This is a genomic window from Paenibacillus sp. FSL H7-0331, from assembly GCF_001956045.1.
On the sequence record NZ_MRTH01000001.1, the window covers coordinates 379,324 to 391,842 of the forward strand.

Genomic DNA, 12,519 nt, shown 5'->3' on the forward strand with positions numbered 1-12,519 from the left:
TTGTTCATTCAGCCTTGGTGCACATCAAAGCGTCTTCCAGGCCTCGCGCAGCTTGGCAAGAAAAATATCCACGCTTTCCCGTTCACTTTTCCCAGGGTAAGGCCTCATTTCAAAAGTCACTGAAGGCCGGTCCTCTCCATCCAGATAGCCGGATGCAAATAAGGCTTTTAGAAATTCGACCAGTTCCACTACATCATGCTCGCCATCCTCGTAGCCCCATGGCGGGTGCATGTCCCCATATAACGGATTGGCAGGATTGCTCATCACACAGCTGCCGAGATGTACGTGCCTGATATAGGATTGTGAATCCTTCACAGCCTGAGCGAAGGTTTCATTCAACAAGGGGATATGTCCCATGTCGATAAGCAGTCCGATGTTCCCATAGCCCTGAGCTCGAACCTGTCTTACAACCTCAGCCGCTTCACGAGTTGATCCGATCAGCAGATTTTTCCCGATGGAGCGATCAAACGGCTCAATAAGCAGATCGATCTCGGGAACACGCGCACACAGTGCGGCTACGTATTCGACGAAATAAGCGGTTTGCTCGGCAATTAACGCTTCTCCCGGATTCGGTCCACTCGCAATAACGGCCTTGCGTGCTCCGATATCTAGCCCTCTTCGCAAATGCTTGATTACCGCCTCCACGGTCTCCACCCGGATGGCCCCGTCAGGGCTGTTCGGGTTCAGCCTGGGTCCGTTCATCAGTGGGCAGTTATACACAGGCTCTTTGCCGCTGGCATACACCAACGGAATTTCTTCTTCGGCGGCTTCATCAGAATCGGGAATGAACATATCAATGACCTCGAACTCGGGATAAGCCAACACCTCCCTGATCGTGCGTCGATGCTCGGCTGCCGACTCAAAGGTTACCGGAAACAACAAATGATGATTTAAACCAAGTTTTATATATTTTTTCCAGGGCTCCTCGTTCATGCGGGATCTGCCTTCCTTTCTTCCTTGGATTATTGTGACGTCAAGCCGAAACGGTAATTTCCAACTGCCTCAGAGGTCAGCAAATAGCGGTCATAGATACGAAACGATCCGATCAGACCCTCCCAACCCGCTCCTAGCAGAGCCTGACGACTTCCGTTGATATCCTGAATATGTGGTGAAAACCGCCCCCAGCCAAACTGCCGCTGCTTGCCGCCGTCCGCCAGCTCACCGTTGATCACAAACGTAATGATTTTGGGACCTCCGTCTACGTTCACCACAATATGCTGCCAGGCGTTGGATTGCAGCAGTCCTTCATCGGACTCCCAAGAAGATTCACTTCTGCCGTCATTCAACGTCAAACGAATCGTTCCCTGCTCAGTCATAGCTACGGCTATTCCTTTGCCACCCCGTCCCCTCGTATCCAACAGGCTTCCTGCTGCTCCACGGCTTCCGTGATAAATCCATAGATCAAGCGCAAATCCACCTCCGGCTGCAAGGTTTGGCAGCTCTGGAAGCTCCACAAGCGCGTCTGTTCCTGTCGTTGCCGGCTTCACGATCTCGAAAACCAAGCCCCGCTCGGACCGCTCGTCATTGTCATGCTGGTTCCACATTGCCTCTAATAATGCGGCATCGACTTCATGGATACGTGCAATCGTTTTTTGCGTTTCGGAGATGAAATATTTGCCTTCTTGCTCAATAAAGTCGGGATAACTGATACGTGTCCGCGGTTCATCATCATATAACACGATTTCCGGCTGCGACCAATGAATGTACCCATCCTTTTCGATTCCACCGCACATCCAGACAGGATTGCGATCCTGATAAGCAAGCGACGGGGTTGCCCGATTGTCCGTACCATGATTGTGAAACCAGAGCGTGTACTTGCCATTGCTGTACCTGCGCACAAAATTAGCAGCTCGCGGATGCTTGATCTTCCGGCCACCCGGATTATATTCGGCATAATCAGGACTTGTCCACGTATGACCTCCATCACGGCTGTAGGCCTGACCATTATGACCCTCAACCGTACGATACGTGCAGTACAAGCTGCCATCACTCAGCCCGACCAGATTATGCTCATCCGCTACTTTACCCAAAGGTGCCTTAATTCCCTGATCTCCGTCAGGAAGCGTTCCCCATTCAATTCGTTCGGGAGACGACTCCGTTAAAATATTGCTGCTTTTCACAAAAATCCCCTCTGAAGATGCCATAAATCCATCACCAAAGCTGCCCACCTTGGCCAACCCCATATATACCGAATCCTCATGAATGATCGGCTTGCCTACTCCCCAGAAAAACTGCACCTTGCCCTCATAAGGGTTATCACGGTCGATCTGCATATTCCGAATCGGCACCTGATACCGATCCTTCGACCACGAACGTCCGCCGTCATCGGAATATTTAAACATCAAGTCACCTAATGTGTCTACGCGGGATATGTGGGAACCACTATCCGAAATAACCTCGCTCCTGTTGCTGCTATTATACGTATAGAACGCGTAAATCCGTCCACTCGGTACAATAAGCGGCATGACCCAGGAAGCCTCGGGACCATCGGCCGGTTCGATATCGGTAAGCTCTGACCAAGTCTGACCCTGGTCCTTACTGATAGCAGAGACCACATGCTGTCCCCGCTCTCCCTCAACACCGGCTCCAGTCGTCATCACGCATACCCAATCTCCGCTTGCCGTGATCACGATATAGGGCTGATCACAATAATGCTCGCGGGGAATCTCAAGACCCCATTTAATATTCCGCACATCTTTCATTGGATTGTTAACATTTGCAGACATCTCAACCACCCTTTTCAGTCATTTTGCGTGCTCAAAAAACAGCTCTTTGAACAACCTTTACTATTGGTTCCGTTATATCATAGCGGATATCGCTCCAGGTTAAGATAGGTCTAACTTAAGGTTTAACCTGCCTGATTTAACTTGTTGGGTGAAATGTCTGCTTTGCCTTCTTTCCGACTTTAGGGTACACTGAACTAGGAAGGATGTGAGGTCCATGTTAAAAGAATTTCTCAATCAAAAGGTCACGATACTTTTCATTGATGGTGGAAGTATTGCCAATGGGACGCTTATTGAGATGGATGAACGCTTTGTGAAGTATCAATCTCCCCATAGCATCAATATTATTCCGATCACTTCAATTAAAACGGTATCTCTCCAGACAGAAGAAAAACCCCATGCGACTGTACGAGGTTTTGTTTAAGCTTTGAAGCCACTTCGGTGGCTTATTTCATTTGATAAAGATCCCTCCGAACGGAATCACTTCTCTAAGTACCCGACGAATCAGGCTGTCACCTTGCATATGGTCATCCAGCTGCTCGTCAGGCTTGCAGGGCTGCAGCAGTACGGAACCGGTGCCCTTTAGCTCCCAATGATAATTCATATGCTGGCTTGCTAACGTATTTCCATATACACAGGGCTTAAGCTCAATATGCTGTGGGTAGGCAACCAGACAGTTCACATCGACAAACAACGGGTTATCCGGGTGAAGCTCCACCTGATAAAGCGGTCCTGACGTTAGCAATCCCAGGTTTCCCGGTCCTTGAAACCTCATTTTCACCAAATCACGTGTCATGATCGCATTACGAATGGTTTGAATATGTGTGCGAAAGGTCATCCCCTCCATATAAAACAACACATGCTTGAATTCAAACAGCAGATCGTCATCCTCTTTAATAGCAACCATTCCCAGGCTATAGCCCTCGGGCAGACCCAGCATACAACGTGACGGACCACTGATCCGCGATTGAATGAATCTTTTTTTGCGGTACATATTGGACAGCTTCATAAAGGAATCCTCACGCAAGGAAGGCTGGCCTTGAAAAGCAACAATTTGATTGGGATGCATCACATGGACGGCTTCTCCCTTATCCATCGTAAGCACTGCTAGCCGGGTCCTTTGTTCAGCCTGCTCAAAAGAAATGTCCATTGTACCTCCTACAAATTACCATTTTCTATTTACGTAAGCTGCGCTTTTGCCGCTTCCAGACCGCTACACGTATTAACCGACCGGATACAAAATAACCTGCGATCAAAGCTACAGCTGTCGCTCCCATCCAGAACAGCTTACGGTTGCGCGCTTCCTTGTCCAGCTTGTCCTGTTCCGCTGACTGAATAGCTCTTTGCAAAGCTTCATTTTGCTCTAGCAGCTGTTTGTTCTGGGCCAGCAGCCTCTCTTCCATTTCTTTCGAGCGTGCTATCGTTTCAGTCAGTTTATCCTTCTGTTCGTCGAACTTTTTGACTTGCTCCTGAAGCTGCTGCTTCGTGGATTCGTATTCTTTCTCAATGATCTCCACCTGCTCCGGCAGCTTGTAAATATCCTTCACCCGATCAAAAAATCCGGCATGTACAGCAGATAGCGGTTGTACGAGCATCATGATCACAGCTGCAGCGAGCAGCACCCTTCCCACATTTCTCTTCATCGCTTCTCCACCTCCACCAGATCGACATCTATCTTCATTTTACTTCATATTTTGCGGGATGCAAATGGTAGACTATGTCCGTTGATGGATGCTAGATTGCGATGAACAAAAAAAAGACTGCTTATTTTACAAGCAGTCTCTGGAAATATTCGTCTTTACCCGTTCTAACTTTTAAATCGGGGCAGTTGTTTTCTTGCGATTCTATTGTCCAGCCCGCAACCTTGGTACCGCACACGACCGATTCCTTGAGACTCATGCCCCGCACTAATCCCATAATAGTTCCGGAAAAGAAAGCATCTCCAGCACCGCTGGAATCGACAACCTTAACCGGGAAAACTGGCTGATGACCTTGCTCCTTGGTAACGGAGTCATAATACACGGAGCCATGCTCCCCCAAAGTGATAACCATCGAGCGCAGTCCAACAGCATCTACAAAAGGAACCAATTCCTGCAGCATTTCGTCCGGGTTCGTCGTACCTATACTCTTATCAAAAAGCCGCTCAGCTTCCACTTCATTGCAGATAAAGCATTCCAGCTGCTTGAGCAAACCTCTGTTTTTAAGTACAACATCCAAGTTTCCAGGAATTCCATAAACAGGCTTGTTTTGTTGTACAGCCATCGAAATGACTGAGCTGCTAATCTGTTCATTCAGGTCAAGCTCCAAAGCGATATGGGATGAGCGTTCCACAATTTCCTGTATGGATTCGGCAAATACGCTTTCTAGCGCTTTCAGATCAGGCATCTGCGAAATAGATCCGGCCAAATCCCCGTTCTCATCCAGCACAGCGAGCCACATGCCCATACCTTGATTCGCCGGCTTCAAAAAGTCGGTATTCACTTGAACATCCTGAAGACGTTGTTTAATTTCGAGACCTAATCCGGAATGATCCATAGTGGATACAAATGCTGTATTTAACTCCAGATTCGCAAGATTCTCGGCTACATTGCGGCCTACGCCACCATGCACAAACTCGATATTACCCAAGTTTCTTCCTTGCGGAATATAATTTTGTTTGGCAAAACCTTTACAATCCACGAATACGGTACCTATGACGGTTACAAAATTTTTCATATGCAGCTCCTTAACAGCTGTGATTGGCTTAGGAGTCTATTATATTATGATTTTGTAAAAGTGGCTATGAATTCTTTAAAGTTTGACAAATCGACCTACTTCTTTTTAAAGGTATAGCTTGGTGCGGACTTATCCTTTTGCAGCTTGTTGACTTCTTCAGTAACCTTATCGCCACCAGCCGCTTTCCATTTGGCTATAGTATCCTCGAAGGTTTTGTTCGCGTCCACAGCGGTATCCAATAAAACTTTACTGTAGCCCTCGGTAAGAATTTGCGTCTGCTGCACGGAGGTTTCCGTACGGTAAGGGAAATCCACATTCGGACGAAGATAGTCATATACACTGTTTTTCTCGTATTCATCTAGCTTCTTGATGATGTACTGGGCAATATCCTTGGAAACAAATTTCGTGTATTTTTCGGTATCGACGAACAGCCATTCCGGCTGCAGCAGCTCCAAGCCTACATTGGTATTGTACTGCTTATCCTTCTTGTCATCTGCAAAAGGAGTTTTAATGCCATTGACGATACTATAGGTTTTACCCTCAGCCCCATATTGAATATAGTCAAAACCATCTGTAATCTGGTACTCAAGGTAACGCAGTGCCGCCTCCGGGTTTTTGGACTTGGCTGAGATTTGGTTCGTTCGTGAAATCGGTATGGCCGGCATCGCCAGCCCCCATTTCTTTCCGTTATGCTCGATTGGATCAAGTATTTCCGCTTTCATGTTGGGCAGCACAGCAAGCTGCCTATAGTCACCGAGACCTGTTAAGAGCACACCCACCTGCCCGGATTTAAATTTGTCAAAGCCGATCGTTTTGCCGACCAGAAAATCCTGATCCAGCAGCCCCTCCTGTCTTAAATCTCGAATAAACTTCAATGTATCCAGCACGCCCGGCTGGGTAATGCCATTGACTAATTTATTGTTATCCTTCGGATCAGGAGACCAGCCTGGATTGACACCGAACAACGGCAGCAGCGCATACACGTTCAACAGCTGATTGTCTTTAAATGCGAGTGGAATCGTGTCCTGCTTGCCATTGCCGTCAGGATCCTTATCGCGGAACGCTTTAAGTACGTCTACAAGCTCTGTTAAAGTTTTGGGTTCCTTCAAGCCCAATTTGTCCAGCCAATCTTTACGGATGACAATCCCTGTACCCCCACGGTCCCGCAGCCAAGGTACTCCATAGATTTTGCCATCTGCGGGATTTTTGAGCATGTTCCATATGGAATCGCTGAAGGATGCCTTCAGCTTCGGAAATTTGGGCAGTAAATCATCGAGGGATCTGAACGCACCCTGAGCGATCAGCGCATTGTGCTCGGTATCACCTGGAGAAAACGTGTTGACGATATCCGGGATATCCCCTCCAGCGAGCTTGACGTTAATCGCGGTCTTGTACTCCATGCTCGGTGGAGTCTCATAAGTAACCTCGACATTGGCTCCCTTCTCAACCAGCTTCTCCAGCTCGGAATCGGGGTAATAAATGTGTCCCGGATACAAGGGCTTGATAACTGAAATTTTGGCTGGTGCTGTACTTGCTGGTGCAGCAGTCGGTGACCCGGCAGGTGTATTAGCCGCTGAGCCAGCAGGGGCCTTCGTTTCTTGTGCCGTACAGCCGTACAGTAATGAGGATGCGACCACTCCGGTCATAATTACAGGTAATGATTTACGAATCAATGGTAGGACCTCCCTTTTCATTTGCTTGCGTTTACTGACGATTACACGATTAATGGTAGCTTCCTAAATGGTTTTTGATAATAAGACTGCTTTAATGTTTCACCCTGCTCTGTTAAGTTTCAGCCTTTCACAGCACCCATCACGATACCTTTCACAAAATGCCTTTGTAAAAATGGATACACCAGCACGATCGGCAAGGTAGCAAAAATAATCGCGGCCGCTTGCACATTGGCAGGCTCGACCTTCATTTGCTCCGTATCCGCTCCAGCCAAATTCGTAAAGTTGCCGTCGAACACAATGACCTTCAACAGTACCTGCAAGGGCCATTTACGTGAATCCGTAATATAAAAGACGCCTTTAAAAAACTCATTCCAATGCGCAACTCCATAAAATAAGCCAATCGTAGCGATCGCTGGGAGCGACAGAGGGATTAATATTTTCCAAATGAAAGTGAACTCATTGCAGCCATCCATCTTGGAGGATTCTTCGATCTCCTCAGGTAAATCCATAAAAAAATTACGCATCAGGATCAGATTGAACGCACTGACAAGACCCGGAATGATCATCGCCCATATGCTGTTCAGCAGCCCCAGGTTTTTGATATTGAGATAACCCGGGATAATCCCGGCATTAAAATTCATGACAACAATAATCAGAATCATAAAGATCTTCAACCCCGGCAAATTCCGTTTGGAAAGGGCAAATGCCGCGGTAATCGTAAATACCAGATTCAAAAACGTCCCTACTACCGTAATCGTAACCGTTATCAGGAACGCTCTGACCAGCGCCGGCGTTGAAAAAATATATTGATACGCGCTGAGCGTAATGTCTTTCGGATACAGCATAATGCTCGATTGATGAATAGCTATGGGGTCACTGAATGAAACCGAGAACACATGCACTACCGGCAGCAGTGTGACGATACAGAACAGAACAAGTACAGCATGAATCAAAACGTCCGTGAGTACATTGCGCTCACTTTTGACCATGGGAAACCTCCTTTTTATTAAGTCTTCTTGTAGTGTCTTATTGTTACCAGATCGAACGTTGATCGAATCTCCGCAGCAGCCAATTTGCGCTTACAATTAGAACAAAGCCAATGACACCCTTAAATAAACCGACTGCTGTTGCAACACTGAACTGGCCTTTTTCCAGACCCATCCGATACACATACGTATCGATAATATCGCCTACCTCGTATACGGTCGGATTCATCAGCACGAAGATTTGCTCAAAGCCGGCATCCAGCAAATGGCTTAAATTAATAATCAGCATCAGCGATATCGTCGGCAGTATGCCGGGCAGCGTGACATGCAGCATCTGCTGGAACTTGCCCGCTCCATCGACCTTGGCCGAATGGTACAGCTCGGGATTGACACCCGCCAGTGCCGCCAGGTAAATAATCGCACTCCAGCCAAAATCCTTTAAAATACCGGTAACGACCAAAATCGGCCTAAAAAACTGCTGATCCACCAAAAAATTGACCGGAGCCATGCCGAAAGCCTTCAACATGGCATTAATGACCCCCGATGGTGTCAAAAAGGTAACGACAATCCCACCGAATACCACCCAGGATAAAAAATGCGGAAAGTACGTAATCGTCTGTACCGAGCGTTTGAATACAACCGAACGCACCTCATTTAATAACAAAGCAAACAGGATCGGAACCGGAAAGCCAAAACCGAGCTTGTACAGGCTGATCAACAGCGTGTTTCTCAGTAGCCGATAAAAATCCGGGTTCTCCATCAACCGTTCAAAATGCCTCAGCCCCACCCAAGGGCTATCAGCAATTCCGACAAACGGCGAGAAGTTTTTGAAAGCGATTGTCAACCCGTAGTAGGGCACAATACTGAACAGAAAAAAATAAGCAATCGACGGCAGCAGCAGTACATACAGCCATTTGTATGCTTTGATTCTGTGCCACTTCGTGTGTTTTGCGGCTGATTGCCTCTGCCAGGGCAAGGCCGCCTGCTGTTTGGACATGGATTCCCTCCTAAAAGTTTTGCGAAGCAAAACTGACTTCGTAAGCATTTGCTTAGTTTTCGCCAGAAAACTGACTTCGTAAGCATCATTCCGCTCTTCATTTATCTTACCGAATAGAAAAGAATTAAAGGATAGGGTTGAGTTAATATTTAACAGGGGTATGTTATTGCGAAGGGTTGAGGCCATAAAAAAACCGAAGCCGCTTAGTCCCATCAAAGGGATGCTAGCTGCTCCGGGTTATTAGAACTACTCGAAGATTATGCAATTCTTGGGAAATCATAAAGTACAGCGCCGCTTTTGGAAACACGCAGATTAACAAAGTTACGCTTAACCAATGAATCGAGCACCTGCTCGGATTCCTCCAGAGAAAGATCCGTATTCATGGATACCTCGGGAATCGTCAGTGTGCCTCCCTTTGCGTGAGCCAGCTCTAACAGCTGAGTCGCCAAAGCAGCTCCCAAAGTTTTTTGTTTCGATTTAACTTTTCTAAACCTTTCATACAAAAAGACAGATATAACACCAAGAGGCACGCACATTATAGCTATCCTGAATAGAAAGGTGAATATTGATACAGCAATTTCATCCCCAGCCGAATGTATAGTGCTGGACAAATACAATACAGACATGTGTAGGCTCCTTTCTCTTATATACCCATTAACTAAATCTATCATCCAATAAATCATCGAGAGATTTGGCTGTTACCTTCTCGTATTCAGTAAGAATACCTTGGAAATGGTAAATTCGTGCACCTTTATTCTCTTTGATTTCAGCAAATCCTCTAGATGTAAAAGACTCCAATGCTCTTTCGGATAATTCTAAAGAGAGCTTTGTATGGTAGGCGGTTTCAACAACGCTTAACGTGCCCCCGCGGGCAGCTGCCAGAGCCAGAATCTTTTTTTCGATCACTTGTCCTACCGGTTGTTCGGCAAGCTTTTTCGTGCTTGGTCTTGCAGTAGGCTCTTGGATGTATCCATTGCTTTTTTTTAACTTGGCTGTCTTGGATATCAAATAAATTATAGCTATGACCAGCAACAAATTCAGTATTAACCCACTGATCAATGCAAGATTTACCATCGTTTCCGAAGATATAACCTCTACGGTTGCCGCCTTTAATGGTTGAACTGACATTGTATAGCCCCCACTCATTTTGCTGACAGTTTGGATAACAACCTGGATCGCTTAATGCTTGTCTTCCAGCAATTCATCCAGCGTTTTGTCAGCTTTCTTTTCCTGATCGGTCAATATGCCCCTGAAGTGATACAGCACCGTTCCGTTCTGTGCAATTTTAATATTCGCATGGCTATGTTTAACCATATATTCCAACGCTTCCTGAGCTGCCTCCAAAGTCAAATCCGTATGTAAACTAACATCAACAACCGTAAGAACACCCTTATTTGTATAGGCCAGCTTCAGCAGATTTTTTTCCAATTCCCTCCGGACAGCAGATGGATCTTTCTTGGAAGGTTTCCTATTTGAATGATAAAAGTCAGTCTTGGATTTGATATAGGCAAAAAGTTTGAAATCGGTGAGTATCATAATCCCCGAGTACAAAGGAGCCACTACCACGAGAAAAAAAGCCAGAATCGTCACCTTAGGGGAAGTGGCCATATTATACTCATACGTATTCCTGTAAACAAATATTTCTATGATTCCAAAGATGACCAAGGCGCTACCGCCCAAGAATCGCTTCACACTCATTGACTTCCATCCAGCCCCCTATTCAGCCCTAATGGGGCTCATTACCTATTATCCATAATATAGGACGTTTGTCTATGCCTAATGCACGATTCGAGAACACAATTCGACACCTATAACAAACAAAAGGCTGCATGAGGTTTAATCCCCCTACAGCCCTTGCAAGTGTGTAATAATTAAACTATTTCAAAATCCCCTTCTCCTTCAACAACTTGGCAGCATGCTCCAGATAAGCATCATTTTTAAAGGTTGAATTCAAGGTCCCCAGGAATTGGTCGTACTCCGTCAAAGGACGTTTTCCATGAATGAACTTAATGATTTCGTCCTTCGTAAACCGATCCATATCGTTTTTGTTGAAGCCCGCCGGATAATTATAAATGTAGCTGTTCAAAATCTTGATTCGAGGCTGCTCATTCGTAAACTTGAGCTCTTTTTCTACATAAGGAAACCGTGTTGACAAGTACTCCAGCTCCTTACGTCCGGCCATTTGGTAAATGGAAAAGTAACCTCCTTCCGTATCCATCAGCTCTGTCGGTTCAACCTTGCCGCCGTTCAGCTTGTAATGTCTGCCTTCAATCCCGTAGGAAACCAGATTCAAGCCTTCCGGGCTTGCCATGTAGTTAAAAACATCTAATATTTTTTGCAGCTTCGCCGGATCTTTCTCAACAGCCTTGGAAATCACAAAATATTGTGGAGCCTTGCCGTAATCGTAGGAAGCATCAAATTGTCCTCCCGGACCTTTTGGGGAAGCCAACTGAACCCACTGTGCATTCGGATTCACACCCTTCCACTTCACCTCGCTATCTTTTCTAAGAAAGCTCTGCCAGCCTGTATAAATAATACCGGCTTTGCCTTGATAGGCTTTCTCGATGGCAAGCCCGTTCTTGTTCGTTATATATTCCATATCTACGCCGCCGGAATCCATGAGATCTTTAATGTAGGTAAGCGCATCCTTCATCAGAGGATCGAACATCGCATCCGTCAGCTTGTCGTTTTTCAAATAATGGTTGCCGGGGCTACCAACTCCGAACGATCCGAACAGCGGGGCAAACGTGTCCAGCTCGAATCCCGTCAGGCCGATGGTATCTTTCTTGCCGTTTCCATCCGGGTCCTGCTCCGTGAACGCCTTTGCTACTGCTTTGAACTCTTCAAGTGTCCCTGGCGCCTTCAAGCCGAGCTTATCCAGCCAATCCTTGCGAATCAGGAACGTATTAAACGGAAGATTGGCATCCCGTCCGATCGCATACTGCTTGCCGCCAATAAAACCTCTCTCGAAATCCTCTTTTCCTTGAAAATCAAGCACAGGCTTAAGCTTAGGCACATAGGGTGTCAAATCGAGCAGCAGACCCTTGTCGGCAAAGCTTTTAATTTCACCCGGCTCCAGCTCAAAAACGTCGGGATAATTACCGGCAGCCAAACGAACATTGATCTGGTTCTTGTAGTCGCTCCCGCCAATCATCACCATATTGAAATCGACGTTCAGCTTTTTATCAATTGCCTGTTTCAATGGGTCTTCCTCAGGCTTTGGCAGATTGCCTCCCGGACGCGCCACTTCAATTTTGATTGCCTTTGCCGGTGTTTTATCTGCACCTGCCGCCGGCTCCTTCGCTGTGCTTGTTCCGCCTGTGGGTGCTCCTCCGGAGCAGCCTGCCAACATCCCCCCTGTTACGAGCACGGACACCATAATCATCCATTTCCGATTCATTCGAACTCCCTCTTTCTGTTTATAT

13 protein-coding genes are annotated in these 12,519 nt (G+C 46.6%); 1 reads left to right on the forward strand and 12 read right to left on the reverse strand.

What is annotated here, in order from left to right; translation table 11 throughout:
* Positions 1-24: 24 nt before the first annotated feature.
* Positions 25-933, reverse strand: coding sequence for a sugar phosphate isomerase/epimerase family protein (locus BK127_RS01795; RefSeq protein WP_076227953.1), 909 nt, complete (start codon positions 931-933; stop codon positions 25-27).
* Positions 934-962: 29 nt separating this feature from the next.
* On the reverse strand, positions 963-2,726 hold the full coding sequence (locus BK127_RS01800; protein WP_076227955.1) for a sialidase family protein: 1,764 nt from the start codon (positions 2,724-2,726) through the stop codon (positions 963-965).
* A 214-nt stretch (positions 2,727-2,940) separates the two neighbouring features.
* Between BK127_RS01800 and BK127_RS01805 the strand changes: the two genes are divergently transcribed.
* Positions 2,941-3,147: a hypothetical protein gene (locus tag BK127_RS01805; protein ID WP_076227957.1), complete on the forward strand. Its 207-nt coding sequence runs from the start codon at positions 2,941-2,943 to the stop codon at positions 3,145-3,147.
* Positions 3,148-3,174: 27 nt separating this feature from the next.
* Here BK127_RS01805 and BK127_RS01810 read toward each other — a convergent pair whose 3' ends face one another.
* The 10 genes from BK127_RS01810 to BK127_RS01855 form a co-directional block, all read right to left on the reverse strand.
* Complete coding sequence (locus BK127_RS01810; protein WP_076227959.1) at positions 3,175-3,873, reverse strand: AIM24 family protein; 699 nt, start codon at positions 3,871-3,873, stop codon at positions 3,175-3,177.
* Positions 3,874-3,898: 25 nt separating this feature from the next.
* The gene (locus BK127_RS01815; protein WP_076227961.1) at positions 3,899-4,366 is read right to left on the reverse strand and encodes a DUF3450 domain-containing protein; all 468 of its coding nucleotides are present in this window, start codon (positions 4,364-4,366) and stop codon (positions 3,899-3,901) included.
* A gap of 121 nt (positions 4,367-4,487) precedes the next feature.
* On the reverse strand, positions 4,488-5,438 hold the full coding sequence (locus BK127_RS01820) for a carbohydrate kinase family protein (RefSeq protein WP_076227963.1): 951 nt from the start codon (positions 5,436-5,438) through the stop codon (positions 4,488-4,490).
* A gap of 95 nt (positions 5,439-5,533) precedes the next feature.
* A complete protein-coding gene (locus BK127_RS01825; RefSeq protein WP_076227965.1) occupies positions 5,534-7,111 on the reverse strand; it encodes an extracellular solute-binding protein in 1,578 nt (525 codons plus the stop codon).
* 119 nt (positions 7,112-7,230) lie between these two features.
* Positions 7,231-8,100, reverse strand: coding sequence for a carbohydrate ABC transporter permease (locus BK127_RS01830; protein WP_076227967.1), 870 nt, complete (start codon positions 8,098-8,100; stop codon positions 7,231-7,233).
* 43 nt (positions 8,101-8,143) lie between these two features.
* Positions 8,144-9,094 carry an ABC transporter permease gene (locus BK127_RS01835; RefSeq protein ID WP_076227969.1) on the reverse strand — a complete coding sequence of 317 codons (951 nt, stop codon included), beginning with the start codon at positions 9,092-9,094 and terminating at the stop codon, positions 8,144-8,146.
* Positions 9,095-9,351: 257 nt separating this feature from the next.
* Positions 9,352-9,720, reverse strand: coding sequence for a hypothetical protein (locus BK127_RS01840; RefSeq protein WP_076227972.1), 369 nt, complete (start codon positions 9,718-9,720; stop codon positions 9,352-9,354).
* Positions 9,721-9,748: 28 nt separating this feature from the next.
* Entirely contained in the window at positions 9,749-10,222 is a 474-nt protein-coding gene (locus tag BK127_RS01845) for a hypothetical protein (RefSeq protein WP_076227974.1), read from the reverse strand.
* A 51-nt stretch (positions 10,223-10,273) separates the two neighbouring features.
* Positions 10,274-10,792: a hypothetical protein gene (locus tag BK127_RS01850; RefSeq protein WP_076227976.1), complete on the reverse strand. Its 519-nt coding sequence runs from the start codon at positions 10,790-10,792 to the stop codon at positions 10,274-10,276.
* 178 nt (positions 10,793-10,970) lie between these two features.
* Positions 10,971-12,494, reverse strand: a complete 1,524-nt coding sequence (locus BK127_RS01855; protein WP_076227978.1) for an extracellular solute-binding protein — start codon at positions 12,492-12,494, stop codon at positions 10,971-10,973.
* Positions 12,495-12,519: the final 25 nt, after the last annotated feature.